The organism is Pseudoalteromonas sp. NZS100 (assembly GCF_015864815.1).
Lineage (GTDB): Bacteria > Pseudomonadota > Gammaproteobacteria > Enterobacterales > Alteromonadaceae > Pseudoalteromonas > Pseudoalteromonas distincta.
In genome coordinates this window covers 19,784-46,102 of sequence record NZ_JADYWM010000025.1, presented here as the reverse complement: position 1 = coordinate 46,102, position 26,319 = coordinate 19,784, and the positions used below count along the sequence as shown (strand labels likewise).

24 protein-coding genes are annotated in these 26,319 nt (G+C 36.5%); 15 read left to right on the top strand and 9 right to left on the bottom strand.

The window, feature by feature from the left end; translation table 11 throughout:
* Positions 1-432: 432 nt before the first annotated feature.
* The 10 genes from I6E69_RS18755 to I6E69_RS18715 all read left to right on the top strand — a co-directional run bounded on the left by I6E69_RS18755 (position 433) and on the right by I6E69_RS18715 (position 10,505).
* Entirely contained in the window at positions 433-822 is a 390-nt protein-coding gene (locus I6E69_RS18755) for a hypothetical protein (RefSeq protein WP_039487863.1), read from the top strand.
* Between the two features lie 69 nt (positions 823-891).
* Positions 892-1,659, top strand: coding sequence for a hypothetical protein (locus I6E69_RS18750; protein ID WP_002960857.1), 768 nt, complete (start codon positions 892-894; stop codon positions 1,657-1,659).
* A 6-nt stretch (positions 1,660-1,665) separates the two neighbouring features.
* Positions 1,666-2,964 carry a CpaF family protein gene (locus I6E69_RS18745; RefSeq protein ID WP_197121911.1) on the top strand — a complete coding sequence of 433 codons (1,299 nt, stop codon included), beginning with the start codon at positions 1,666-1,668 and terminating at the stop codon, positions 2,962-2,964.
* The gene (locus I6E69_RS18740) at positions 2,957-3,832 is read left to right on the top strand and encodes a type II secretion system F family protein (RefSeq protein WP_002960861.1); all 876 of its coding nucleotides are present in this window, start codon (positions 2,957-2,959) and stop codon (positions 3,830-3,832) included. Before I6E69_RS18745 ends, I6E69_RS18740 begins: the two co-directional genes overlap by 8 nt.
* Positions 3,829-4,644, top strand: coding sequence for a type II secretion system F family protein (locus tag I6E69_RS18735; RefSeq protein WP_149602627.1), 816 nt, complete (start codon positions 3,829-3,831; stop codon positions 4,642-4,644). Before I6E69_RS18740 ends, I6E69_RS18735 begins: the two co-directional genes overlap by 4 nt.
* A gap of 9 nt (positions 4,645-4,653) precedes the next feature.
* Positions 4,654-5,820 (top strand): hypothetical protein, encoded by a 1,167-nt coding sequence (locus I6E69_RS18730; RefSeq protein WP_197121909.1) that lies wholly within the window; start codon positions 4,654-4,656, stop codon positions 5,818-5,820.
* Positions 5,817-6,947, top strand: coding sequence for a hypothetical protein (locus tag I6E69_RS20730; RefSeq protein WP_231619824.1), 1,131 nt, complete (start codon positions 5,817-5,819; stop codon positions 6,945-6,947). The genes I6E69_RS18730 and I6E69_RS20730 overlap by 4 nt, the downstream gene beginning before the upstream one ends.
* Before the next feature lie 70 nt (positions 6,948-7,017).
* Positions 7,018-8,688, top strand: a complete 1,671-nt coding sequence (locus tag I6E69_RS20725) for a response regulator (RefSeq protein ID WP_231619823.1) — start codon at positions 7,018-7,020, stop codon at positions 8,686-8,688.
* A 206-nt stretch (positions 8,689-8,894) separates the two neighbouring features.
* On the top strand, positions 8,895-9,323 hold the full coding sequence (locus I6E69_RS18720; RefSeq protein ID WP_197121907.1) for a response regulator: 429 nt from the start codon (positions 8,895-8,897) through the stop codon (positions 9,321-9,323).
* Positions 9,324-9,680: 357 nt separating this feature from the next.
* The gene (locus tag I6E69_RS18715; protein ID WP_149602630.1) at positions 9,681-10,505 is read left to right on the top strand and encodes an alpha/beta fold hydrolase; all 825 of its coding nucleotides are present in this window, start codon (positions 9,681-9,683) and stop codon (positions 10,503-10,505) included.
* A gap of 420 nt (positions 10,506-10,925) precedes the next feature.
* On the opposite strand, the gene I6E69_RS18710 is transcribed toward I6E69_RS18715, so the two are convergent.
* The 6 genes from I6E69_RS18710 to I6E69_RS18685 form a co-directional block, all read right to left on the bottom strand.
* The gene (locus I6E69_RS18710) at positions 10,926-11,885 is read right to left on the bottom strand and encodes a sugar-binding transcriptional regulator (RefSeq protein WP_002960874.1); all 960 of its coding nucleotides are present in this window, start codon (positions 11,883-11,885) and stop codon (positions 10,926-10,928) included.
* Between the two features lie 248 nt (positions 11,886-12,133).
* Positions 12,134-13,135: an ABC transporter ATP-binding protein gene (locus I6E69_RS18705; protein WP_096793089.1), complete on the bottom strand. Its 1,002-nt coding sequence runs from the start codon at positions 13,133-13,135 to the stop codon at positions 12,134-12,136.
* 10 nt (positions 13,136-13,145) lie between these two features.
* On the bottom strand, positions 13,146-13,976 hold the full coding sequence (locus I6E69_RS18700; protein WP_039487848.1) for a carbohydrate ABC transporter permease: 831 nt from the start codon (positions 13,974-13,976) through the stop codon (positions 13,146-13,148).
* 2 nt (positions 13,977-13,978) lie between these two features.
* Positions 13,979-14,851, bottom strand: a complete 873-nt coding sequence (locus I6E69_RS18695) for a carbohydrate ABC transporter permease (protein WP_002960879.1) — start codon at positions 14,849-14,851, stop codon at positions 13,979-13,981.
* Positions 14,852-14,997: 146 nt separating this feature from the next.
* Positions 14,998-16,302 carry a sugar ABC transporter substrate-binding protein gene (locus I6E69_RS18690; RefSeq protein ID WP_002960880.1) on the bottom strand — a complete coding sequence of 435 codons (1,305 nt, stop codon included), beginning with the start codon at positions 16,300-16,302 and terminating at the stop codon, positions 14,998-15,000.
* Positions 16,303-16,454: 152 nt separating this feature from the next.
* A complete protein-coding gene (locus I6E69_RS18685; protein ID WP_002960881.1) occupies positions 16,455-17,783 on the bottom strand; it encodes a hypothetical protein in 1,329 nt (442 codons plus the stop codon).
* Positions 17,784-18,311: 528 nt separating this feature from the next.
* On the opposite strand from I6E69_RS18685, the gene I6E69_RS18680 reads away from it, so the two are divergent.
* From I6E69_RS18680 to I6E69_RS18660, 5 genes are read left to right on the top strand one after another with little or no spacing between them, the layout of a single operon-like run.
* Positions 18,312-18,695, top strand: a complete 384-nt coding sequence (locus tag I6E69_RS18680) for a response regulator (RefSeq protein WP_002960883.1) — start codon at positions 18,312-18,314, stop codon at positions 18,693-18,695.
* Positions 18,696-18,708: 13 nt separating this feature from the next.
* Positions 18,709-19,614 carry a MoxR family ATPase gene (locus I6E69_RS18675; protein ID WP_002960884.1) on the top strand — a complete coding sequence of 302 codons (906 nt, stop codon included), beginning with the start codon at positions 18,709-18,711 and terminating at the stop codon, positions 19,612-19,614.
* A gap of 6 nt (positions 19,615-19,620) precedes the next feature.
* Positions 19,621-20,607: a DUF58 domain-containing protein gene (locus I6E69_RS18670; RefSeq protein ID WP_197121905.1), complete on the top strand. Its 987-nt coding sequence runs from the start codon at positions 19,621-19,623 to the stop codon at positions 20,605-20,607.
* A complete protein-coding gene (locus I6E69_RS18665; protein WP_197121903.1) occupies positions 20,607-22,577 on the top strand; it encodes a DUF3488 and transglutaminase-like domain-containing protein in 1,971 nt (656 codons plus the stop codon). The genes I6E69_RS18670 and I6E69_RS18665 overlap by 1 nt, the downstream gene beginning before the upstream one ends.
* Before the next feature lie 8 nt (positions 22,578-22,585).
* Positions 22,586-23,908: a Na+/H+ antiporter family protein gene (locus tag I6E69_RS18660; RefSeq protein ID WP_039487838.1), complete on the top strand. Its 1,323-nt coding sequence runs from the start codon at positions 22,586-22,588 to the stop codon at positions 23,906-23,908.
* A gap of 273 nt (positions 23,909-24,181) precedes the next feature.
* Here the strand turns inward: I6E69_RS18660 and I6E69_RS18655 are convergent, their stop codons facing one another.
* The 3 genes from I6E69_RS18655 to I6E69_RS18645 are packed head-to-tail and all read right to left on the bottom strand — an operon-like array spanning position 24,182 to position 26,287.
* Complete coding sequence (locus tag I6E69_RS18655) at positions 24,182-24,613, bottom strand: acyl-CoA thioesterase (protein ID WP_002960891.1); 432 nt, start codon at positions 24,611-24,613, stop codon at positions 24,182-24,184.
* A gap of 5 nt (positions 24,614-24,618) precedes the next feature.
* Complete coding sequence (locus I6E69_RS18650) at positions 24,619-25,437, bottom strand: M23 family metallopeptidase (RefSeq protein ID WP_182693902.1); 819 nt, start codon at positions 25,435-25,437, stop codon at positions 24,619-24,621.
* On the bottom strand, positions 25,430-26,287 hold the full coding sequence (locus tag I6E69_RS18645; protein ID WP_002960893.1) for a 6-carboxytetrahydropterin synthase: 858 nt from the start codon (positions 26,285-26,287) through the stop codon (positions 25,430-25,432). The genes I6E69_RS18650 and I6E69_RS18645 overlap by 8 nt, the downstream gene beginning before the upstream one ends.
* Positions 26,288-26,319 lie beyond the last annotated feature (32 nt).

Below are 26,319 nucleotides of genomic sequence, written 5' to 3'. Positions count from 1 at the left end.
ATGTAGTGTGGTTATTCCCCATAAATGGGCGATAACGTAGCATTAATGCCAAACAGGCGCTGCCCAAAGGGTTCTTTATAGGGGCTATTTACTCTTTGTTGCTCGGTTTTTACTTATTCTTACATGGATGTAAGTCAGTAGAATAACGCAGGAGCAGTTATCGAGCCCACTAGGTTACAAACCTCGCGCCGCGATTAAATAGCCCCTAGTTTGAACAAATTTTAATCCGCAAAGATCAACAGACCCTAGTATTAAGTATCTAAAAATTATTTTTTAATATTGATTTGCATTTTGCAAATCAAAAGTAAAAATAGCTAAAGAGAAAATAATAAAAACACACTAACCGACTGTATTTAAAGGGGTTAATTAGTTGGCATGGTCCTCGCAATATATAAAGTGAGCATAAGCTCTTCTAATTTAAAGGCTACGATTATGAAAACTATTAAACATAACTTAAATAGCAAAAAGCAAAAAGGTTTTGTACTAACGTCAGAGCTAATCATTCTTTCTACTTCAATGGTAGCGGCACTTGTAATTGGTTTATCTACATTACGTGACTCGGTAACCAGCGAACTTGAAGATGTAGCTGAAGCAATTGGCTCACTTGACCAAAGCTATGTATTTGACGGGATGATTAACGCCGAAGGCACAGCTGAAGTGTCTGGCTCAGGCTTTGTAGATTCAGTTGATGTGTACGCAGGCGATGGTAGTTCATTCACTTTTGTTGCATCAGACTTTAGTGAAAATGCGGCACTTATTAGTGCAACACCAAGTGGTGATGCTGCAACACGTACAACGGCAGGCGGTTCACAAGGTAACTAAGTTTGAATACCAAGCTTAAGGCTCACTGCCACAAAAGTGTGGCAGTGAAAGTTACTCTGGAGGAATATTATGAAAAGTAAAAGTAACAAAGGCGCAACCACAGCGGCTCTCACATTACTCATCACCTCTGGCATGTTAGCTTCGGCTTTGGGTATTAGACAGGTAAACGATGAAAATAGCGTAACAGCTTGGGTAGTAAACAAAAATATGTCGGCCGGTCAAACAGTAACCGTTCACGATGTAGAGCAAAAGAGTATAGATCCAAGTAACTATTCAAATATTGCACTGAGCGTTCAAAACCCACGTGCATTAATTGGTCAAAAATTAGCAACTAATAAAATGGTTGAACAACCATTATTTGACACAGATTTTATTAGAGCGAAAAGCCAAAATTTATCAGAAGCCATACCAGCAGGGCGTGTTTTATATACTTTAAAACTAAACACCTTAGATATTCCGCTTTCGCGTATACACAAAGGTGACCGACTCGACATAGTCGCTAAAACTAATCGTCTAGTAAGAACAGTTGCCCGTGATGTACAGCTCATTGGTGTTTCAAAAGGCCCTAAATCGCAGGCCGAAAAAAATGGCGTAATGGATAACTTAGCTAAAGAGTCTAATTCTGCTACAGGCGGTGTTTCGTTAGTCCTTGCGGTACTTCCAAAAGATGTTTATTCGTTGGCGGGTATAGATAACGCCGACAAAGTTTCAATTATTGTGCATAGCGCTTATGACATTGAACAAGGTCGTTTGCAAAACTTTTCACGCTTACAAACCAGTCGCACAATCGAAGTGGTTAAAGGCGTTAAAAATGAAGCTGTATATGTAGCTAAGTGAGTTTTTATGTTTAATTTATCAAGCAAACATGAAGAAGTTCAAACCAGTTTAAGTACCTTTGAAGAGCTTAAAAAGCTATTGCACGATGCCGTTATCGAAGAGTACGAACAAGAACCAACCGCGCTTTTATCAAGTAATGTTCTCGAAAAAATCTCTGCATTGTGCAGTGAAATTCCACAATTTAATCAATCTTCATTTAACCAACATCAACAAGAGCAGGTTGTGCAGGCTGTATTTGATGAAATTCAAGGCCTAGGTCCTATTGCACAGTTTATGCTGGACGATCAGGTAAGTGATATTTTAATAAACGACACGCAAGATATATGGATTGATAAACAAGGCAAACTACTTTGCACTGCCAGTAAGTTTGATGACGAACGCCATTTACGCCGATTTGTTGATCGCTTACTTGATGGTTGTGGCCGACAAGTCAATGCGCTTATGCCGATTGTTGATGGCAAACTAAAAGATGGTAGCCGAGTTCATATTATTGTACCGCCAGCGTGTACCAGCGCCGCGATTGTATCGATTCGTAAGTTTAACCATAAAAAAATAAACGATGACTTTTTAGTTAATAACCATTTTTTAGATAAAAACATCTTATCATTTTTAAAAAGCGCAGTTAAAACAGGCGTTAATATTTTAGTGTGTGGCAATGCAGGTGCAGGTAAAACCTCATTATTAAACGTACTTGCTAACTCAATTAACCCAAATGAACGTGTTGTAACCATTGAAGAAAGTGCTGAGCTTAATTTGCATCACAACCACGTTGTGCAATTAGAAGCCCACGACACAAACAGCGATGGTAAAGGTGCAGTAAGCCTAAGAGATTTAGTAAAAGCAGCCCTAAGAATGCGCGCAGATAGAATACTTGTAGGTGAGGTACGCTCTGGCGAAGTAATCGATATGCTCCAAGCAATGAACTGTGGTCACCAAGGTTCGATGACGACCATACATGCTAACAGCGCAAATGATGCCGTTATTCGTTTATCTACTTTAGTGCAGTTACACAATGCACAACTGAGTGATACACATACAAGTTCGCTAATTGCGTCTAGTATTCAACTTATAGTGCATGTTTCTCGCTCAACTAATGGCACCCGAACTCTAAAAAGTATTGGTGAAATTAAGCGTGTTAATGGCGGCGCACATTTTAGCCCGCTTTATAGTATTAACGAAGCAGTGCCTGTTCAAAGTGAGCTAATAGATAACTCAAGTGTTATTGAGTTTATGAAAGGCCAAGGCGCAAATGCAAAAGAATTAAAAGCATTACTGCACAATAACCCGGAGGCTAACAATGACTAAACTTGATTATTTATTAGCTATAGCGGCGGTTATTACTTTTGTACTTGCAGCTAGTGTGTTGGTTTCTTTGTATGCTAAAAATAAAAGTAACCAGAGCGCTAAAAAAGTAGATATTTTAGAAGAAAAAGACGTCCTTACTTTGTCACTACGAGTACTAGGCTTAAACATAAGTAACGCTTGGTTTATAAGCATGGCGTGCTCGCTCTCTAGTAGTTCATGGTTTTTAGCTAAATTATATTACCCTGAGGCATCAACCAGCGCATTTATTATTTCAATCGTGGTTTTTGTAACGTGTTTTATAACTGTGATTGACTTGGCTCATTATAAATTAGCAAAATTTGAGCATCATTTTTTAGAATTTATTGAAACCGTACAATCGTGTTTAAGTACGGGGCTGTCGCTACAACAATCAATGCAGTTTGCTGATGAACATGCTGACCCATACATAAAAAAACAAAGCTCTTTGCTATTACAACGCATGAGCATGGGTAGTGATGCCGAAACGTCGTTTGCTCCGTTAATTGAAAGATACAACTGCGAGACCGTAAGATTATTTGCTCATAGCATCATCACACATACACAAAGCCAGTGCGATTTAACTGACATGCTAAAAAGCGTATGCAACATGATGTCGCTTCGGACCCTCGACCGCCAACAGCTAAAAGCAAAGCTTTCGGGTACTAAGTACGCTGCTGTATTTAGTGGTTTTTTACCTTACGCACTAATTCCTTTATTTAGCTATACCGATCCAACCTGGTTTGAACCTTTATTAAACGATCCTAATGGGATTGCATTTATAACGGTTGCGCTTCTTTGTCAGCTATTTGGTTTTTTATGGCTACGCCTTAGCTTAAGGGTAACATTATGATTGATATACTTTTACTTATCGGACTTTTAGTAAGTATGGGCTCGTTTATCCATATTCATAGGCAATCTCTTAAAGTCGAATTAGATAAACCCGATACTAAAAACATTAATTGGTACCCGCTAATCATCATCTCTAAACGTCAATTAAGACAAGCAGGAATACAAATTAATAAAATATTAATAAGCCTGTACTGCTTTAAAGTGGCTGCTACTTTTAGTGCATTTACGGTTATAGAACTAACAGGGTATGAGCTGAGCCAATCGATTAAATTATTACTGTGTTTTGTGTGTTTTTTTGCACCCGAATGCTGGTTTTTATTACGTAAAAACCAACGTAAAACCGTTATAAATAATAGCTTAGAGTTTTTTTTACGGGTGTTACTGGTTTACATGCGCGCTGGATTTTCACTAGAGCGTTCATTTGCACTAGCAGTTGATCATGGATTAAGTCAAAAACACCCATTATACAAAGAGCTAAAGTTATTTTTATTCGAACTAAGCGCAGGTAAAGATCGTGAATTTGCATTTAATTCACTTTTTGAAAGAACCGGCGTATTAGGAATTAAAAAACTCGCAAACTTAATGTTAATAGGGTCAAAACTTGGTACGCCACTTATCCAAGCAGTAGAGGCTCAACTTGAAGGCCTAGCTTTAAAAAAGAACATTTTACTCGCTAAAAAGGTAAACAAAAAAGCGATGCACACAACCTTTCCCATTATCTTAATTTGTTTTCCGATGTTTTTGGTATTGGTGTTTTTTCCCGCAGCATTACAAGTAATGAACGTACTTAAAATGCTTGTAGAAGTGTTATAGGAGCCTGATATGAAAAAGCATTATCAACAAGGGTACATACTTACTATTGAGCTTATTTTAATTATAACTATTTTAATTATTGGCTCAATTGGTGGGGTGATTTTAGTAAGGGATGCCCTTATTAAGCGCCATCAAACTAAGGTCGATAATCAAATTACTGTAGTTGATGCTAACAATAGACCACTCGGTATTGCAGTAAGTTTTGATGAGCATCAAGCACCACTCATTTTTTATACAGACAGGGGAGCAAACAACACGTACAGGGCATTAATAGGCATAAGAGATGATAGGTTTACCTCGCGAGAAGCTGTTTATTACGATGCACCAAATTGCCAAGGTAACCCGTGTTTAAAGGGCTTAAGCGACGAAGCAACAGACAGCCAAGGTGTGAGTAAACTAAATAATACCGGTAATGTAAGTTATATAAATGCGCTGCAGCAAGGTCCAAATTACGCAATAGGGCAGTTAGGTAACACCGTTATTGGTCAGTTATTAAGAAGCACGCCACAACAATGCCCTGCTAATAGTGAACAAATTCTATCTCGTTATGTATCGCAAAAAGTAGTAACAGGTTCACCTTGTGAAAGCTTTGAAATAGATAAGCAACCAGCCGACAGCAGTTGTTTAGTTGGAGTAACAGCTTTAGGGGTCCCACCTTTAGGTACAAGCATTCAAGGTTTATCGCAATCGTGTGATACATGCCAAACAGGGTACGAATCGCAAGGCGACATACTTGATTTATATTTACCACAGGTAGAACCGCTTTTAAATACAGCCCTTAATGCACTTTCATTAGTAGGTATAGGTACAAACGTTGACATAGAGCTTGGCACAATATGCTGCCCAGAAGGTACACGCTTAGAAGAAGAAGAAAATATTGTAGAAACACTTGTTTTCACTATTTTACAAACCACATTTGAGCTGGTCGGTATCGATCTAGTAAATAACCTTATCATTAGTGAAACACTGAGCTTAATAGGGATTGAGCCAGGCATTACATATTGCAAAACATCACTTAATTTAGTTAATGCAGAACAAGTAATAAATATCACCACAGGCGAACCTGCACTTAGTAGCTTAACACCACCATTTAAAGTTTTACTGCCAGTACATAGCGGTCAAAACAGTACAACGTGGATACATACTCCCCCAAAAGGGGAAGGAGAACGTCAATGAACGCCTCAAATATATTTACCTCACATGCTAATTTAGCAGATACACCAACTGATGAAATATCAACAGAAATTAAAGAAACGCTAACGCTATTAAAACAGTTTTATGATGTTCCAATTGTTAAATTTATCGATTTTAGAGAGGTTTATTCAGAGCAGTTAATAACCTGCAACGATATAGAAAGCGTCGAAAATGAGTTATTAAGCTATCAAAAACGCTGCACACAAGAAAAACTATATTTATTTGAAGATACCTTTTTTGATGATGTATCAAACAACACGCACAAATTAATTCGTTTTTATGCACAATATCCAATTTATAGTGTCACTAATAAATTAATTGGCGTAGTGCTGATGGCTGATTTAGCACCTAAAACATTAATAGGTTCACAAAAAGATCAGTTTATTTCATTTGCTCAATTATTGCAGACACAGTTAAATAAAAATTCAGATTCAGTAAGTAATCAAATTACTAATCCTGTGAAAAAAAATTATGGGGAAAAGTATATTCATGTATTTAGTTTAGCGCCCGTCGCATTCTTAATTGCATTAGTATTATGCTCATTCACTGCATTACTGCTTTATACTATAGAAAAAAAGGAGCTGCAAAGTAATTACAATGAACAAACTCAGCAATTACGTAAAACGTTATTTAATGCTTTAGAGCGATTTGATAATCAAGGATTATATATATCGCAAAAAGATTTAGTTATCGCAGGCTTTTTACAAAGCCAAAATAGCTATACAAAAGAGCAGCTTAATGATTTAGTACAGAGTCAGGTTTCACAAAGCTTAACTTATAAAGGGTATGTTGTGTTTGATTCTGAGTATAACCAACTTGCACTTTGGTCAAAAAATAATTTTGATTTAGCCGCGTATGGATTTAAAAACTGGTTAGAAAAATTCAATAATAGAGCGAATAAACAAGCAGTAGAAGTATTTACTGTTGCAGATACGGCCTTTTTAATTTCTGAAATAAAAATTAAACAAGGCTCTATTTATACACTTACAGCATTTGATTTAAGTAAGTTTTTAAAAGCCGTTATTGGCAAATTAAACACTGAAAATTATAACGTTTTTATAGCAACACCACAGTTTACTTTAGGAAAAAAAAGGAGAAGTAAACCCTAGTATAATTAAAAATAGTATTAGCGCTTTAAGCAGTCGTTTTCCACCTACTTGGCGTTTACATGTGCAACCAATGAATAAAATAGTACGTCCACAAATAACTAAATATAGCCTAATTAGATTAGGACTGATCGCCTTTTGTGTATTCGCATTCGTGTACTATTTTTTACGTTTACCTAGGCGTTTACACAATGAAATAAAACAAAAAAATCAGTTAATACTTAATAGGGAAGAGCTATTTTCAAGTTCTCTTGATGCATTGCCACATGGGTTTGCTATTTTTAATAGCCACGAATTTCCTGTGATTACTAACAATGCATTTAATCTTTTATTTGCACAGGTGAATAAACAAAACAGTCAGCTATCGTATAGCCAGCTGATAAGTATTGCGCAACAGCATAATATTATAAATCATTACCATGAGCATCATAAGCTTGATGATGATCGTAACCAATTAATAGATATAGGTTTTACAGACGGGAAGTGGATAACTGTATTACAAAGACATACAGATTTTAATGGTTTTGTTTGCTACTTTAGAGATGATACAGAGGCACATCAAAAAGAATGTTTACTCGCTGATGTTCTCGAAAAATCTAAACAAACAAATCAATTAAAAGAAAAATTTGTTTCAAGGCTTAGCCGTCAGTTAAAAACACCTTTATCATCTTTAAAGTCATTAATTGAAATATCTAAAGATCCAATAAGCTTTAACGAATTTAAAAACAATGTGGGGAATATTTCTGATGTGTGCGACCAGCTTGAAAGTGTGATTCAACAGCTAGTAAATATAAATAAATCAGAGATAGGTAAGTTAAAGCTTCAAGCCAAAAACGTAAACCTAAAGAAACTGATCAATAATAACATGTCAATTTTAACGAAAGAGGCTGAAAATAATAAAATAGTTTTGAAAAATAATATTACATCAGAGTTAACGGTAGCAAGCGATGAAAAGTTAATTTCTCAACTGGTTATTCAGTTAGTTACTGAGGTTTTGGATTCATCAAATAATACAACGCTTTCAATTGACGCTCAGATTAAAAAAGAAAGTACGCGTAATTACTTAAACCTCGACTTTTCATTAAGTAATTTAATCAACACTAACCATTTTATAACTGAACTTAAAAGCATTTCGGGTGATGATATAACGCGCTTTATAGATGATAAAGACTTATCATTAGAGTTAAAGTTTTTTATCTCGATATTTAAAATGCTTGGTGGGAAAGCGATAATTATTAGCAGTAGTGCCAATAAAACGACGATATCACTTTCTATGTTGGTAAACCTAGCGAGTAAACAAAACAAAGATGTTGAACAAGAAGTATTAAACAGTCCATTAATAACTACCGATTTAGTAAATATTAATCCATTAACTAATGAAGAACAAAACACGCTATTACTGGTTGATGACGATCCACTGGTTGAAATTGTTATTAGGGCAATGCTAAAAAATGAGAGCATTAAAATAGATTACGCGCGCAGTGCTATAGAAGCAATGTTAATGGTATCTCAAAACAGTTACGACATTATTTTAATGGACATAGTAATGCCAGAATTATCAGGAACTGATGCTATGTTAAAAATTAAAAAACACAGTGATAATTCTAAAACTAAAATAATTGCACATACATCGACACCCGATCCAGAATCTAAATATGTAAACCAGGGCTTTGATGACATGCTATTAAAACCTGTAAAACAAGGCATATTAATAAACCAAATAGCACGTATTTTAAAAAGGTAATCCGCTATACCAACCGCCTTACATAAAAGGTCTATTTAACGATAAAGAATTAGCGCTACAACTTAGTAAGTTTTATATCTAATTTCTTTATTTGAAATTTTAACAACGTTATAAAGTTATTTTACTCGTTAATTTTTTCAAAAAGTTATAGCGGTTGGTATTAAAAATTAGCAGTAATATATTACTGAAAAGTAATAAGGTGAAAAATGAATAACACTATTGGAAATACAGCGAAAGTTATCGGGTTTAATAAAGTAAAGCCTATAAATAAAACTACACGACTACTTTTAGTCGATGATGATTTACTAATAGAAATTGTAATAAGAAAAATGCTTAAAGAAGAAAACATATTAATAGATTTTGCATCCAGTGCAATAGAGGCTCTATTAATGGTTTCACAAAATATTTACGATATTATTTTAATGGACATAGTCATGCCACAGTTTACAGGCACAGACGCAATGCTAAAAATAAGAAAGCACGCTGATGCATCAGCAACGAAAATTATTGCGCATACATTTAGTGAAAACGAAAATAGTAATAATAAATATATAAAGCTAGGATTTAATGGTTTGTTATTAAAGCCAGTTAAGCAAAGTGTATTAATTGAAAATATTAGATCTTTCTTAAAGTGATTAATACCAATAGTAGGGCGGTTCGCTGTTTATTACTTACTAAAAACTATTTAATAAGAATAATTTCTTCAAATTATTAGCAACTTCGCTTTTGTAATTGTTGCATATATAAGAGTAAACGCTTCACACTTCATAAAGTGGTTTAACAATCACAATTATCAAACTCTATAATAATAAAAAACAAATAAACTTACTTAGCCTTAAGCTCAGGTATCACAAGGGTTTAACTTTTAAAACATTAAGATTTTTTAATAACTAAAAAATACTCATCTTGGGATGGAATTTGCTTTATAAGGGTATATTCCAATTTTATAGTTTACTAAACATTATAATTTTTAAAATTAACGAGGCACAAGCATGAGCAAAACACAGTACGTTACAGTAGAAGGTCATCAAATTGCTTATCAAGAAATGGGACAAGGTACACCTTTATTATTGATACACGGTATTCCGACAAATAAATTTTTATGGCGAAATGTGATGCCAAAACTTGCATCAAAATATCGGGTAATAGCACCAGATTTACTTAACTTTGGTGAATCAGATATGCCAAGTAACACCGATGTATCTATAAATGCGCAATGTAGAATAATGTGTAAGTTTATAGAAGAGCTCGGTATTTCTAAAGTTAATATTGCTGCACATGATATTGGTGGTGGTGTTGCTCAATTAATGGCTGTAAATCATCCAGATAAAGTAAACGGGTTGGTTTTACTTGATAGTGTATGTTTTGATTCTTGGCCAATACCAGAATTTGAACCTTTACTAGAACCAGGCGTAGAAGAAAAAACATCTGTAGATGAATTTGTTGATACATTAAGAGATTTCATGCCCAAAGGTGTTTACGACTCGAACGTAATGACTGAAGAGTTGATGAAAATATACTTAACACCATGGAGTAATGAAAAAGGAAAAGCCGCTTTATTTAGTAACATGCGCAGACTCAATAAAGAATATACCGAAGCTATTACAGGCGATCTTAAAAGCTTACCTCATGAAACACTCATAATATGGGGTAAAGAAGACAAGTTTCAAAAGCCAAAGTATGCACCAATGTTAGAAGAAGCAATTCCAAATTCGTCATTGGTTTGGATAGATAAAGCCGCACATTGGGTTATTGATGAACATCCAGATAAAGTGTCTGAGCTTATTAATGAATTTATGAATGATAAAACATTCTAGTTAATTACTAGGCTTATTAAAAAGCTATTTATTTCAATACGTTAAGTTTTATTGAGTAAAGTAGCGAATAGGCAACCATTGTAATACCGCTTGATTATATTAATAACCAAGCGGTATTTTTATATGACTAAGTAACAAATAGCGAAAAGAGGCAAAACATTAATTTTTAAAATAAGTAGGTTAATGCTTATTAAATAGTCAAAATATCGCGTTTATACGTTAATTAATGAAGGTGAGTAACTTAGTTATGTATTTATTTATGCTATTTAACATAATATAAATTATAGGTAGTTAATGTATATATAGAAAGAGCGCTTAAATGCGCCCTCGCTATGTCCAATACTAGACGGTATCGGACATTAAGTGGTTTTATTACAATAACAGGAATTACTAATACAGATACTTTATTTATCAATTTGTTTAATCAATACTTAATAAACGCTCAGCTGTATATTCGTTAGTAATTAATCCGCTGATCATGTTTGACCTTACTGCGCCCAAAATGGCTAACACTTTTTCTTCACCAGCAGCTATCGCATAAATCTGTTTGTTTGCATTTGTTTTTAATGGCGTACTTGCTACACGCTGATTAACTGTGCAATCTAAAAGCTTACCGTTTTTATCAAACACCCAACTAATCATTTCACCAACGGCACCAAGATCTTGTAACTCTTTAAGTTCTTGCGCATCAATAAAACCATCTATATGTAATGGCGACTTTTCACCTAAGCTACCAATACCCACAAATGTTACATCGGCATCTTTAGCGAGTTTTAAATTACCGGTAATATTTTGTTGTGCATGTAACTGTTCTTTTTCTTCAATACTTCTTGGTAAAACTGGCAATGGCATTGGGTAATGTTTTGCATTGGTGTGTTCGGCCATTCTTACTACAACATCATAAGGTGAAGCCGATCCATCCAAAGCCATATTACCTAGCATGGCTACAATTTTATGTTGCGGACAATCAACGGTTCTTAGCTCATCCACACATGAACGTAAAACTCGACCGGTTCCCATAGCAAGTACTTTGGGTTGTTCTGATTTTAAATGACGTTCTATTTCAGCCGCGCCAGCTTGAGCCAAACCTAATGTAGATGAAGGTTCTGAGGGATCGCTCGGTACAACTTCACACGAATCTAACCCAAAACGGCTTTTTAATTTTTCGGCCAAATCCATACATTTAGCAATCGGGTGGTCAAGTCTAACTTTAATTAATCCTTGGCTCACAGATAATGCGACCATTCTTTGTGCAGATTGACGAGATATATTTAGCTTTTTAGCAATTTCATCTTGTGTATTACCGCCAACATAATATAACCACCCTGCTCTGGCTGCATCATCTAGCTTTCTAATTTCTGTATTTGATAGCTTTACCACGTAAACCTCTTAAAATAGAAGGAAAACTAAGTCCTTATTTTCATTACATAATTTTAATAATATGTGCTGCTATATAAATTATTTTATTAATTTTGGAGTATCTATTTATTAATAACGTTTTTGTTATTTATAGTTGTAAATATACCATTCCTTAATAAAAAATACCTAGGTTTCATAGGATTATGTAATTAGAATTTAGTTAATAGCACCCTTATAAAGGTGCTATTTAAGGTAATTAAAGATTGGCTCTAGCGAATTGTTAAACCGTTATTATCAAACTTTAATACTTTATCAGCCGGTGCGCTTAGGTAAATACTGTCGCCATATTTTAACGGACAATCACCATCTGCTTTTACTGTTACGGTCCCTTTGCCTTCAATATTTATATGTAAAAAGCTCTCCGATCCTAAATGTTCAATTACACCTACAGTACCAGCCCATGTTCCTTGCTCAGTAGAGAGTGTTATATGCTCTGGTCGTATACCAATACAACTAACATTCGCATCTTCATTTTGTGGAGCATCTATAAAGTTCATTTTTGGAGAGCCAATAAAACCAGCTACAAATTTGTTTACTGGGTTTTTATAAAGCTCTAAAGGTGTGCCTACTTGTTCAATAATACCGGCATTAAATACCGCGATTCTATCTGCCATTGTCATAGCTTCAACCTGATCGTGCGTAACATAAATCATTGTTGTAGCTAAACTTTTATGTAATTCAGATATTTCTAAACGCATATTTACACGTAGTGACGCATCAAGATTTGAAAGCGGTTCGTCAAATAAAAATGCCGAAGGCTGACGTACAATTGCACGCCCTATCGCTACACGCTGGCGCTGACCGCCCGATAATTGACCAGGCTTTCGGTCTAAATAATCCGTCAAATTAAGAATTTTAGCGGCGTTAGCAATTTTACTTTCGATTTCTGTAGGGCTAACTTTGGCTCTTTTTAAAGGAAAAGCAATATTGTTACGCACGGTCATATGCGGATATAACGCGTAGGATTGAAACACCATTGCTAAGCCTCTTTTTGCAGGCGGTGTTTTTGTTGCGTCAATGCCGTCAATTTCTATATTACCACTGGTGGTATCTTCAAGACCTGCGATCATACGAAGTAATGTAGATTTACCACAGCCTGATGGCCCAACAAATACGATGAACTCACCGTCTTTAATTTCTAAGTCGAGTGGTTTAATAACGTTAACTTCATCAAAGTTTTTAGTGACTTGTTTTAGTGTGATGCTGCCCATGTGTATTCTCCTATTTTACTGCGCCGAAACTTAATCCACGCACTAATTGTTTTTGACTAAACCAACCAAGTATTAAAATTGGCACAATGGCCATGGCAGATGCTGCCGATAACTTAGCGTAAAATAACCCCTCAGGGCTTGAGTAACTGGCAATAAATGCCGTTAAAGGTGCAGCATTTGCAGCGGTTAAAATAAGTGTCCAAAATGCTTCGTTCCATGACAAAATTACATTTAACAATAGCGTTGAGGCTATACCCGGTAAGGCAATTGGTAATAAAACATGAAATATTTCTTCACCAATTGTTGCGCCATCCATACGTGAAGCTTCAAGTATTTCGTTTGGTATTTCTCTAAAGTAGGTGTACAGCATCCATACCATTATTGGTAAGTTAATGAGTGTCATTACAATTACTAAACCTAATTTTGTATCGAGTAGCGCAAAGTCTCGAAACAATAAATAAATCGGAATAAGTACGCCTACTGGCGGTAACATTTTGGTAGAAAGCATCCACATTAATAAATGCTTAGTTTTTTTAGTTTGTACAAAAGCCATAGACCAAGCTGCAGGTACAGCAATTAATAAACCCAGCAAACTTGAACCTAGCGATATAACTACAGAGTTCCAAAAATGGTTAAAGTATGGCGAACGCGACAGTACATCTCGGTAATTTTCGAGCGTCCAATCAAACGCATATAAGCTTGGACTTGCTGAAATTGCTTCAGCTTCCGTTTTAAAGCTGGTGATTAACGTCCATAAAATTGGAAAGAAAATCATGCCGCTTATTGTCCATGCAGCAATGGTATAAATTAGTTTGGAACGACGGCTATTTTTTATAGTCATAATTAACCCTCCAAGTTTTTGCCAATTAAGCGCATTAAAAATATAGCGACAATATTTGCAATAATAACTGCAACTATGCCCCCTGCCGAACCACCGCCTACATCAAATTGAAGTAGTGATTGCGTGTAGATTAAGTACGTTATATTGGTCGACGAATAACCAGGACCACCGCTGGTTGTAACTAATATTTCAGCAAAGATTGACAGTAAAAATATAGTTTCGATTAAAATAACAGCGGTTACAGCGCGCGATAAGTGCGGCAAAACGATGTAAAAAAACTTACTAAATGGCCCAGCTCCGTCTAAATCAGCCGCTTCTAATTGTTCACGGTCTAATGATTGTATAGCAGTTAGTAGTATTAACGCTGCAAACGGTAACCACTGCCAAGACACAATTATGATGATTGAAAATAACGGCATTTGAGCAAAAAAGTCGATAGGTTCAAAGCCAAGCCAAATCGCGAAATGTGCAAATAAGCCATTAACTGGGTTCATTAGCATGTTTTTCCATACCAATGCCGACACAGTTGGCATTACAAAAAATGGGGCTAGTACCATAATGCGAACGTAATTTCGTCCCCATATTGCTTGGTCTAATAAAATAGCTAAGCCAATACCACCACATATAGTGATAAGTAAAACCCCAGTTACTAGGTAAAGCGTGTTAAAAAATGATTCAAAAAAAGCCGGATCAGTTAGGAAAAATTCATAGTTTAAAAAGCCTACAAACTCTTTATCCCCTGGAACGAGTAAGTTGTAATCAATAAATGAAAAATACAGTGTCATACACAGCGGAACTATCATCCAAGCAAGTAATAAAATTACACTAGGAAGAAGCATAAACCGAGCAAGCGTGCGCGAGTTAGTTGTTGCCATAAAGGTGACCTTAAAAAAGCCAATTCTATTTACTTGTTAACTATCAAGTGAAAATCAGAAACCCTTGATAGTGTTTATAACTAACAAGTAAATAGAATTGACATAAAATATTGGGTAAGTTTGAGTACTTACCCGCCCATTACATGCTATTTAGGATAGCGAGCTTTACGCATTGTTCGCTCAACGAGGTGCTGAGACGTACTGAGCGCTTGCTTAACGGTCATTTGGCCAGTTAATGCTGCTGAGAATTGTTGCCCAACAGCTGTACCAATTCCTTGAAACTCAGGAATAGCAACAAACTGAATACCTACATAAGGCACTGGTTTAACGGTTGGATTTTTAGGATCTGCAGATTGAATAGAATCTAAGGTAATTTGTGCAAACGGTGCTGCGTCCATGTACTTTTGATTACTGTAAAGTGATTTACGTGTACCTGGCGGTACTTTTGCCCAACCTTTTTTGTCGGCTACAAGTTGAGTGTATTCTTTAGATGTTGCCCAGCTAATAAATTTCATTGCGGCATCTGGTTTTTTGCTGCTTGCCGGTACGGCTAAAGTCCAAGACCATAACCAGTTACCGCGTTTACCCAGACCGTTATCTGGTGCAAGTGCAAACCCTACTTTATCGGCAACTTCTGAGTCTTTTTTGTTAGTAACAAATGCGCCTGCAACGGTTGCATCAATCCAAATACCACATTTTCCGGTTTGAAATAGTGCAAGATTTTCATTAAAACCGTTTGCAGATGAACCAGCAGGACCAGATTCTTTCATTACATCTACATAATACTGAAGGGTATTTTCCCACTCTGGGGTATTAAACTGAGGTTTCCAATTTTCATCAAACCAACGCGCACCAAACGAATTTGCCATGGATGTAATAAGCGCAACGTTTTCGCCCCAACCTGCTTTACCACGTAGACAAAGGCCATAAACACCTTCTTTTTTATCTGTCATCGCTTTAGCAGCTTTACGTATAAAGTCCCATGTTGGGGCCTTAGGCATTGTCAGCCCTGCTTTTTCCATTAAGTCAGTGCGGTACATAACCATTGAGCTTTCGCCATAAAATGGCGCAGCATAAAGCTTGTCGTTAATCGTTAAACCGCTTCGAATTGCCGGAATTAAATCGTCTAAATCGTAGTTTTCACCTAAATTATCCAGCTCTTTTAGCCAATTTTGCTTGCCCCAAATTGGTACTTCATAAGTACCTATGGTCATAACATCGTATTGGCCGCCCTTTGTTGCAACATCGGTAGTGACACGTTGGCGAAGGATGTTTTCCTCTAGAGTGACCCATTTTAGATCTATATCAGGGTTTTGGCTGGTAAAGTCACTGCTTAATTCTTTCATGGTGATCATGTCACCATTGTTAACAGTCGCTATTGTAATTGTTTCTTTTGCCGCAGCGCCCATGCTTATAAAGCCACACGCGAGCATAATTAATTGATTTTTCATCGGGTATTCCCCATACACGTTATGTTTTAACAAGTGCTATTAAATTTCAATCTATTACCAATTCTATTTATGGCAGTTTTAACGCATAAAACTGCCCGCAAAGTGCCTTTTTAGGTCCTTTGTATAAATAGTTAGACTAGTTGGATAATGATTTAAAATTTAACAGATATTTCAGAAGTGAAGCCGTCAAATCCTTTACCGATTTGGCCGCCCGAATTAACCCCTTCTTCTTGGTTAACATACTCAACTTTTAAAAGCGTTTTATCGTTAAACCAGTAACCTGCGGCTACTTGAATACGCTCTACTGTGTTGTCTGTTTGTTCAATTAAGTCGGAAGTGTTTTCGGCTTCTGCATAACGAGCCGCTACATATAGCTTTTTAGGAATAATATATTGTTGTGCTTCAAACACGAAGTACTCAACCGATGAGTCGCCTTCTATTACACTGTTTGAATCAAAAGTAGTGCCATTTTCATCTGCTATACCGTTTGTACCAAAGTAGGTAATACCGGCAACTGCATTACCAGCGGCATCTGCGAATGTGTAGTCATCAGATGATTTACCAACCATAAAAATTAAGCTAGTTTCGTCAGATGGTTGATAAGCTAAGTTAAGCTGGATGATTGATTGCTCAAGCCCTGGCATTGCACCAACGTGAGTGTCACGCTCGTTCGAAGGTGACGCTGAGAAATTATAGTTTTCACCATCGCCAAAGCGATAGTTTGTTGTGGTTACACCATCAAGACTTGCTACGCCATTTTCAAAACGTAACTGGTCGCCTTGATTGGCTTTTAATAAGTTTAAACCTGCTTTAAAGCCACCTTCAAATTCTAGAGTACCTTGAAGTCGGTAGTTGTAACCTCTGTCTTCTTGAAATGCTTCACCGAAACTTGAGGTCGTAATGTGACCTGTAACATTATAAGCACGTACTACACCACTATCGAAAGTTTCGCTGTAACTTAGCTGTGCACCGTTTTCTGCGGTTGCGTAATCGGTAATACCATTACCAATAAGTGCATTACTTTGGTTATCTGCGCCGTCTTGAAAGCCTTTAAATTGAAAAGGCGACCCACCAATGTTACCTAAACGCAGTGTTAAATTTGCGTTTTCTTTTGGTGTGCCATAAAGGCCTAGTAAGTCAAATTCAACACCTGCAAAATCGTTGTGAAATGAAAAGTCACGATCTTCGCCACCAAAGTCATTAGGCTCTTCTGCAATATCTATATCGGCAGTAATGAACTCGTTAATATGAAATTTAAGCATTAGATTTGCTCTAATACGCCCAAATCCTGATTCTTGTTCTTCATCTTCTGGACGAAATGCGCCGTCTTTAGCCTGAATTGACTGAAAGTTCTGCATTAGTAAAAAGTCTACGTCAACGCGATCTAAATATTCAGAAATATCAGCCTGTGCTGGAGCCGATGTAGCCATAGCTGCCGCTATGAGAGAAATTGCAAATTTAGTCTTTTTATTATTCAACATAATAAGCTCTTTATTTAGTGTGGTGTGTGATGCCAACTTTATTAAATTGCATTTTCATTTAATGAAATTGGTATTAATTCAGTGTGTATAGATGAGGCTGGCTGAGCAAAACATTAAATGGTTAATGAAATTGCACTTGTGAGCATAAGCTCATCTAATGAGCATAATCACAGAATGGATTTAGAAGGTCAACGATTTTTTATTACAAAACGTTTACAAAAAATCGAATTTGTATGTAAATATTTTTGAATCAATAAGTTAAGTAGCAAATTTGTTACATCAAATTTTGATGGAATGTTGTATTGGATTAAGGGATTTCTTATGAATACGTCATTATTGTTCAATACAATTAATAAAAATATAAGTTAGTAGAAGACATAAAAGCAGGTAATCCTTTAAAAATAGGCTGTTGGGCAACCAATAAACAGTTTATTTATTAGTGTTTTTTAAGTAACGTTCTTGAGCTTATGATGGGGTTAGCTTAGTATTAAAGCACTTAGATGTATTCAAAATAGAAGTAACCTACATATGGAATTTGTTCGCCCGCTAGAGCCCATCCTCATTATTGATGACGTTAAGGAAATTCGTGATTATCTAAACCAAATTTTAACGGACTTAGGGTTTGAAGATATATTAGAAAGTGCTGATTTTAGCTCTGCCAAACCTATTATGGACAATAAACCGCCAGGCGTTATATTTGTAGATGTAGATTTACCAGACTCTAACGGTGCAGAGATATTGGAATACATTAATAGTGCTTACCCGCACACTCATGTTGTTATGTGTTCGGGCCACAATAGTCTCGAAAACGTACAAAACACGTGGGAAATGGGCGCTAAAGGTTTTATTGCAAAACCTTTCAATACAAAAAAAGTAGACACTGTAATGAAGCGTCTTGAAATAATAGAATGATAGAAAGGTTAGCATGCATAGTACTGTTACTGCGATTATAGAAGATCTTTCGAGTGTTATATTTGGTAAACAACAACAAATAAAACTGGCACTTACATGCTTATTTAGCGAAGGGCATTTACTCATTGAAGATTTGCCTGGCATGGGAAAAACCACTCTTTCTCATGCATTGTCAGCTGTGTTAGGTTTATCGTATCAGCGTATACAATTTACCAGTGATCTTCTGCCTGCTGATATTCTAGGTACTAACGTGTTTAATTCTACCGAGCACAGTTTTACGTTTCATAAAGGCCCTATTTTTAGCCAAGTTGTTTTAGCTGATGAAATAAACCGCGCAGGGCCCAAAACACAAAGTGCGTTGCTTGAAGCAATGGAAGAGCAACAAGTAACAGTTGATGGAAAAAAATATACGCTGCCAAATCCATTTTTTGTGATTGCAACACAAAACCCGCTTTACCAATCAGGTACCTATCCGTTACCTGAGTCGCAATTAGACCGTTTTTTAATGCGTATTAGCTTAGGTTTTCCACCTAAAGAAGCCGAAAAACGCTTAATTTTGAATATGCAAAAACGAGATTACAGCCAATTACCTAAGCGTATTAACCAACAAGAGTTAGCTGCAATTCAAACCCAGATAAGCCAAATTACTTTAAGTAGCCCGGTTATTGACTACATTATAGAGCTTGTTAATTACACACGCACAAGCAACGCTTTTGCATCATCGTTATCACCTCGTGCTAGTATGGCTCTGGCTAAAGCGGCTAGGTCGTGGGCCTTTATTGATGGTCGTGATTTTGTAATGCCAGAAGATGTTCAAGCTGTATTTGCAAGTGTGTGTCAGCATCGATTAGGTTTGCATAACGAGTCAGGTGAAGCGCAAGTAAATGATATTTTAAAAAACGTTTTAGTTCCGGTATAAATTTTTATGCCAAAAAAAACAGCTAAGCGCCCTTCTTTATTTAAGTCATTTAAGCAAAGTGTATTTAATAAGTTATTAAAAAATAAACATTTAAAAAACTCAATTACACTTGAACACAGAACAATTTATGTATTGCCATCATCCCTCGGTTGGTACTTTGTAATTGTTGCTATTTTAAACTTTGTAATGGGCATTAATTATCAAAATAATTTAATTTTAATAATGTCTTATCTTATGTTTGTGGTAATGATTATTGCTGTATTAATGGGCTACAGTAACGCTAAAGGCTTAACAGTTAAATTTAAAGATGCATTTAACAGCTACGCTCCTCAAAAACCGAGTATTATATTTGAATTACAAAGCCCTTCTGTTACCCAATCTATTAATTTAACATATCAAGATAGTGAGCAAACTCACAAACATACCGGCCAAGTTGATAGTAAACCTCAGGTACTTACACTCAACTTACCCTACAGCTCACGCGGTAAGTACTCAGTGCAACGTATTAAAATAACGAGTAACTATCCCTTTGGTTTGATAACTGTTTGGAGCTACATTCAATTACAAGAAGATATATTTGTATACCCGTCGCTTGAACAAGTACACAGTGATGCGCATGTTTCTATGCTTGATGAGCAAGCCGATAAAGGTATTTCTACACAATCTGGTAGCGAAGAGTTTGAGTCTCTTATCCCACACTTACCTGAGATGGGCTTGCAAAGAGTGTCGTGGAAGCATTACGCAAAAACTCACCAGTTGTTAGTAAAAGAGTTTGTAGACTTTAAAATAGCAAATGCGCTCTTCGATTTTACGTTAATGAATGGAGATACAGAACAGCGCTTAAGCCAGTTATGCTTTTTAGTGTGTGAAGCAACCGAGAAAAACACCCCTTTTATGTTAAAGCTACCGAATAAAACAATAAATACAAATACCGGACAGCATCATAAGCAGCAATGCTTAGAATTATTATGCTCATTTAATGGTGATGTGTAATGGACATACTTAAAAACGAAAAAGTAATAAATTATTCGCTGTCTTTTATATATGCATGTTTGATTGTATTTTTTGTATCACATTTACCGCTTGTTTTTGTTGGTGTACTTACACTTATTTGTGCATGGAACTTTTACATAACGCTAAGTAATAAACCAAAGCCAAATGCTTGGCTGGCAAATATACTCGCAGGTGTGTCACTAGGTTTAATGCTCTACACAGTAGGCATGTCGGATACGGTTATTTTATTTGTGGCCATGCTGCTACTTGCTAGTTTATTTAAGCTGCTACAGGCTAAAACCAAAAAACACTATCATGTAATTACAACGCTTACGTTTTTTTCACTCTCATCTGTGTATTTATTTAACCAAAGCATTTTAACGACTTTAACTGTTAGTAGTTTATACATATTAAACTTTGCAGTACTTGGCCTACTCGAGTCCAAACATAATTTAAAAATAGCCTCTAAGCAAAGTGGTAAATTGCTACTTTTAGCGCTTCCTTTAGCTATATTTTTACTGCTTTTTTTACCAAAAATGCCCGCCTTTTGGCAGCTTCCTGGGCCTAAGCTTGCTAAAACAGGGCTTTCTGAACAGGTCGATCCATTCGGTATTGCAAAGCTGTCAAACTCTGACGAGCTTGTATTTAGAGCTAAATTTAACGAAGAAAAACCTGTAGCGCCTTATTATTGGCGAGCAATAGTTCATGATGAATTTAATGGTAATGCGTGGCTTACGTCTGACTTTTTAAAATATAATAATGTAAAAACAAATACGCAGAGCGAAAATGATGAGCAACTTATTGCAAGCTACTCAGTTATTACAGAGCCTGCTACACAAAAATGGCTCTATGGTTTAGCGTATTCCAGTAGTAACTCACCAAATGTTGAAGGTAATTCGCTAGGTTTATTGCGTAAAAAAAGTCGCCAAGCTAAAAGCTTACAATACGATGTAAATAGCTTTAACTTCACAACTTTACCGCTTGGCGAATTTGAAGAAAAACGCTACAAATACCTCGCTTATAAAAAGAATGTAAAAACATCATTACTTGCTAAAAACTTAAAGCAAAATACACACTCTGACCGCGATTTTTATAACCGCTTATTACAATACTTTGCAGGTACGGGATTTACTTACACGTTAACACCCACTCCTATGAGCGGTGATAACACCATAGATCAATTTTTATTTGATAACCAACGTGGCTTTTGTGGCCACTATGCCAGTGCCGCTGCGTACATGTTTAGAACCGCAGGTATACCCGCTCGACTAGTAAGTGGCTATTTAGGTGGTGAATTAAATCAAGATAATAATACGCTCACTGTTCGCCAGTACGACGCACATGCTTGGGTAGAAGTATATTTACAAAACGAAGGTTGGGTTATTTTTGATGCAACCGCCGTTGTTGCACCAGAGCGTTTAAATGGCTCACTTTCGCAAAACGAAGAGCTGAATGACGAATTTAAAAGTAACCTTGATTTTGGTTTAGTGAGTTTAAGTAGTTTCCCCGCTATTAATTGGTTAAGGTTGGAACTTGAAAACCTCGATTATCAATGGTCTAGCTGGGTACTTGGTTTTGACGAAGAAAAACAAAATGATTTTTTAAAATCAATTTTTGGTAGTAAAAATATTTGGCTTGTACCATTAATGGTTTTACTAACAGCTGGTTTTTGTTTTATAGGTTATTTTATTTATTTAAACTTACCAAAACGCCCAGCTAAATTAGCGCCTATGGTTAAAGAGTTTTATGAAGTAAAAGCATGGGCTAAAAAACAAAAAATAAATATACCCGATAATTTAACACCGAGTCAGCAGTTAGACTTTTTTGCTGATCAACTTCCTCGTTCTGCACAATCTATAAACACTTTTAGGCAGTTATTTAACCAAGTACGCTATGGTAAAAAACCTTTTACGAAAGAGCGTAAAACTCAGGCTAAAGATCTGATAAAATTAATTAAAATTTCCAAATAGAGAATACTATGAATGCTGTTGTTATAGGCGTTATTTTAATGCTCGGGCTATCTCTGGCTCGCGTTAACGTCATTGTTGCCATGATCATAAGCGCGTTAGTTGCAGGTCTTACTGCAGGCTTGGGCATAAAAGAAAGTGTTGATGCGTTTAATTCTGGCCTTTCAGCTGGAGCTGAAATTGCACTAAGTTATGCTATGCTCGGCGCGTTTGCCGTTGCTATTTCTAAGTCGGGTTTAACACGCATTCTCGCTGATAAGCTACTTGCTAAAGTAAATGCAAAAGGCAGCGGTAATGAAACATTTTTAAGTTACTTCATTTTATTAATTATTTTGGGTTGTGCAATTTCTTCGCAAAACTTAGTCCCTGTACACATAGCGTTTATTCCTATTTTAATCCCGCCGTTACTCGTTGTTTTTAATCAGCTAAGATTAGACAGGCGTGCTATAGCGTGTATTTTAACATTTGGATTAGCAACGTCTTACATGGTGCTTCCTTATGGTTTTGGGGGTATTTACTTATATTCTATTTTGCACAAAAACCTAGTTGATAACGGCCTAGACATTGTAAATACCCAAGTTCCTATGGCGATGATAATTCCTGCATTAGGTATGTTTATTGGATTACTTATCGCGGTATTTATTACCTACAAAAAACGCCGCGAATACACCGAGCTCCCATTAACAACTGTGAGTAAATCGGCTGAGGTAGAAAACCCTAAAAAAGTAATGATTGTAGGACTTTTTGCAGTACTTGCCTCACTTGTTGCACAAAACCTAAGTGGCTCAATGATTTTAGGTGGCTTAGTAGGTGTAATGATATTTAGTGTTTTTGGTGTAGTTAAGTGGGAAGAAAACGGCGACGTATTTAGCAAAGGCGTTGCGATGATGGCCATGATTGGCTTTATTATGATATCGGCACAAGGTTTTGCATCGGTTATGCAAGCCACTGGAGATGTAGCAAGCTTAGTACACAGCGCAGCCGCCCTTTTTGATGGTAATAAACCCCTTGCCGCCGGTGTTATTTTGTTAGTCGGGTTATTAATTACAATGGGAATTGGCAGTTCGTTTTCAACAGTGCCTATTATTGCAACTTTGTTTGTTCCTTTATGTTTAGACCTTGGGTTTTCTGTTATGGCTACCGCTGCACTTGTTGGTACTGCGGGCGCTTTAGGTGATGCAGGCTCTCCTGCTTCAGATTCAACGCTTGGCCCAACATCGGGTTTAAATGCCGACGGCCAGCACGACCACATTAGAGACTCTGTTATTCCAACGTTTATTCACTTTAACATTCCACTGCTTATATTTGGCTGGATTGCAGCAATGGTACTTTAAAAAGTATTTATGTAAGTTTAATAAATGTAATTAAAATCTAAATATAACCAAAAAGGTATGTTAAAAGCATACCTTTTTAGTATCCAAATCCAACAACTCTCACCCCCTACCAATTCCCCTCAGTTTGATTACTTTCTTTTAGTTAATACTAACTCTGTTGTTGAGGTTTTATTTAATGGACATTTTGTATGATGTGTTCTTTAAATGGGTTTATATAAGCACCAATTAAGGTGCTTATATAAATTTACTTTAGCGCATATTCAAAGCTTTAAGTTAATCAAAACCATAAATCATTTTATCGCATACTACCGGAGTCGGTCTGTGGTTATCATCAACTGCAACAAACGTAAAGCTGCCACTAATGGCTGAATGCTTATCGTCTTTGTGCATGGTTTCTAATAATATATCTACGTCAACTTTTAAGCTGGTGTTACCTACATGCACTACTTTAGCTATTAACTCTGCAAAAGTACCTGCTGGTATGGCTTCTTTAAAGTCAACTCTATCAGAAGATATAGTTACCAAAGGCTTACGGCAAAAACGAGTCGCTGCTATAAATGCCACTTCATCCATCCACGCCAGTGCATCACCACCAAATAAAGTATTGTGATGATTAGTACGCCCTGGAAACACGGTTTTAGTTACCGATGTGGTTGAGTCTTCAATACGCTGAGCAATTATTGCATCGCGATTTACGTCAGTCATAATCTCTACTTTTTGTTTGCTAATGTATCTTGCATTAGTAATGCAGGATCAAGGCGTTCGCCTTTCCAGTTAAAACGCCAATCTAGGTGAGGACCCGTTACACGCCCTGTTGCACCAATTTCAGCCACTTTGTTACCTTGCTCAATTTTATCACCCACTTTTACATCAAGCTTACTTAAGTGAATGTAAGTTGAGGTAATACCATGGCCATGATCAATAATTAATGTACCGCCTGAGTAGTATAAATCAGGTTCAGCAAATACCACGGTACCACTAATAGGCGCGTAAACAGGAGAGCCTGTTTTATTGGCAATGTCTAAGCCAAAGTGCGGACGACGTGGCTCGCCATTAAAATAGCGCTGACTACCGTAAACACCCGATATGCGCCCTTCTGCAGGCTTTAAAACCGGGTCTAAAAAGTACAATAAATCAGAGTCTACTTCTCTGGCTTTTCGCACAGCAACTGCTTCGCGGCTTATACGCGCACTAACTTCTTTTGGCGGAGAGACATATTTTTTAGCTACGCCGGTAATTTTATCAATTTTATATTCGCGCTTAGTGATAGCTATTGGCTGTGAATGCGATTTACCATTGTTATCTACCCATTTTAAAGTATGAGTAGTTTCAGCGTCACGACCAAAACCAAATACAAAGTCACCCTTTGGTGAAAGTTTTAAGCTTTTGCCATCTAAGCTTACTGATTTAGCGTTTTCTAGCTTTCCAGTAACTAAACCGCCTTGTGTTAAATGTCCTTTTAACTCAAGCGCCATAGCACTAAAGCTAGCAGAGGCAACAAGCGCTGTTGCTAAAAGTGTTTTAAACATAACTAATCGATCCTTTTCCAACACCTTCATAAGCCGTTACTTTCACTGCTTTTTCTGGGTATTGGGCTTTAATTTGGCCAGCTACATGTTCAGCAATACATTCTACAGTAGTATCTACTGGCAAAATGTCGCAACGAGACTCGCTAATAGCCATTTCAAAATAGCCTTGTGCCGATGTATAAGCAAAACATACGTCACCCGCTTTGGCTGGTATGTGTTTTAAATCAGCTGCATTAATTTGATCTTCACTGGTGGCTAAGTAAATATCTTCCCACTTTTGAGACCATTCTTTTTGCAAGCGCGGCATAGAGATACCATCTAGGCTAATACCAATTTGAGAACGATGCCCATGAATAATACGCTGGCAATTACCGTCATGCTTTTTAAGGCCATGGCTGTAATGATAGTAAAAACTTTGGCTGTGTTCAGGCTTAAGAGACAGCTCAATTTTTTCAATGTTATCTGGTAGCTTCGGTAAAATAGTCGCAATTAAAAATTCGGTAACCGATTCAACCGTTACTTCGTCTGCGTTAATCATGCAATAAGCTTGATGAGGAGCGCTCATAGCTAAGTGATTATTTTCACCAAATGTACAGTCGAGTGTTTTATGCTCGTCAAATTCAGATACAGTGCCATTAAGCCCTGTAGGAATTGCTAAACGGTGATCAATACACTCATCTATAATGCCTTTAATTTGCTTTTTAACTAAACCAAAGTCTAAAACCATAGACTCTTCGTTAAGTTTACCGTGCAAAGTTAAATCAACAATCCAGCTCTCGCCAACGGCGCCGCGTTTGTTACATAAGTAAGAAAAATCAATCACAGTTAGTGAGTTAACAAAAAGGATCATAAACTTCCTTTAGACTGGTTATAAGACAGCGT

Excerpts from the sequence above, each read along its gene's own strand:
- I6E69_RS18740 (WP_002960861.1), top strand. The coding sequence starts at position 2,957 with ATGACTAAACTTGATTATTTATTAGCTATAGCGGCGGTTATTACTTTT.
- I6E69_RS18715 (WP_149602630.1), top strand. The coding sequence starts at position 9,681 with ATGAGCAAAACACAGTACGTTACAGTAGAAGGTCATCAAATTGCTTAT.
- I6E69_RS18685 (WP_002960881.1), bottom strand. The coding sequence starts at position 17,783 with ATGTTGAATAATAAAAAGACTAAATTTGCAATTTCTCTCATAGCGGCA.
- I6E69_RS18645 (WP_002960893.1), bottom strand. The coding sequence starts at position 26,287 with ATGATCCTTTTTGTTAACTCACTAACTGTGATTGATTTTTCTTACTTA.
- I6E69_RS18695 (WP_002960879.1), bottom strand. The coding sequence starts at position 14,851 with ATGGCAACAACTAACTCGCGCACGCTTGCTCGGTTTATGCTTCTTCCT.
- I6E69_RS18675 (WP_002960884.1), top strand. The coding sequence starts at position 18,709 with ATGCATAGTACTGTTACTGCGATTATAGAAGATCTTTCGAGTGTTATA.
- I6E69_RS18745 (WP_197121911.1), top strand. The coding sequence starts at position 1,666 with ATGTTTAATTTATCAAGCAAACATGAAGAAGTTCAAACCAGTTTAAGT.
- I6E69_RS18690 (WP_002960880.1), bottom strand. The coding sequence starts at position 16,302 with ATGAAAAATCAATTAATTATGCTCGCGTGTGGCTTTATAAGCATGGGC.
- I6E69_RS18700 (WP_039487848.1), bottom strand. The coding sequence starts at position 13,976 with ATGACTATAAAAAATAGCCGTCGTTCCAAACTAATTTATACCATTGCT.
- I6E69_RS18660 (WP_039487838.1), top strand. The coding sequence starts at position 22,586 with ATGAATGCTGTTGTTATAGGCGTTATTTTAATGCTCGGGCTATCTCTG.
- I6E69_RS18750 (WP_002960857.1), top strand. The coding sequence starts at position 892 with ATGAAAAGTAAAAGTAACAAAGGCGCAACCACAGCGGCTCTCACATTA.
- I6E69_RS18680 (WP_002960883.1), top strand. The coding sequence starts at position 18,312 with ATGGAATTTGTTCGCCCGCTAGAGCCCATCCTCATTATTGATGACGTT.
- I6E69_RS18655 (WP_002960891.1), bottom strand. The coding sequence starts at position 24,613 with ATGACTGACGTAAATCGCGATGCAATAATTGCTCAGCGTATTGAAGAC.
- I6E69_RS18755 (WP_039487863.1), top strand. The coding sequence starts at position 433 with ATGAAAACTATTAAACATAACTTAAATAGCAAAAAGCAAAAAGGTTTT.
- I6E69_RS18670 (WP_197121905.1), top strand. The coding sequence starts at position 19,621 with ATGCCAAAAAAAACAGCTAAGCGCCCTTCTTTATTTAAGTCATTTAAG.
- I6E69_RS18730 (WP_197121909.1), top strand. The coding sequence starts at position 4,654 with ATGAAAAAGCATTATCAACAAGGGTACATACTTACTATTGAGCTTATT.
- I6E69_RS18665 (WP_197121903.1), top strand. The coding sequence starts at position 20,607 with ATGGACATACTTAAAAACGAAAAAGTAATAAATTATTCGCTGTCTTTT.
- I6E69_RS18735 (WP_149602627.1), top strand. The coding sequence starts at position 3,829 with ATGATTGATATACTTTTACTTATCGGACTTTTAGTAAGTATGGGCTCG.
- I6E69_RS18650 (WP_182693902.1), bottom strand. The coding sequence starts at position 25,437 with ATGTTTAAAACACTTTTAGCAACAGCGCTTGTTGCCTCTGCTAGCTTT.
- I6E69_RS20730 (WP_231619824.1), top strand. The coding sequence starts at position 5,817 with ATGAACGCCTCAAATATATTTACCTCACATGCTAATTTAGCAGATACA.
- I6E69_RS18705 (WP_096793089.1), bottom strand. The coding sequence starts at position 13,135 with ATGGGCAGCATCACACTAAAACAAGTCACTAAAAACTTTGATGAAGTT.
- I6E69_RS20725 (WP_231619823.1), top strand. The coding sequence starts at position 7,018 with ATGAATAAAATAGTACGTCCACAAATAACTAAATATAGCCTAATTAGA.
- I6E69_RS18720 (WP_197121907.1), top strand. The coding sequence starts at position 8,895 with ATGAATAACACTATTGGAAATACAGCGAAAGTTATCGGGTTTAATAAA.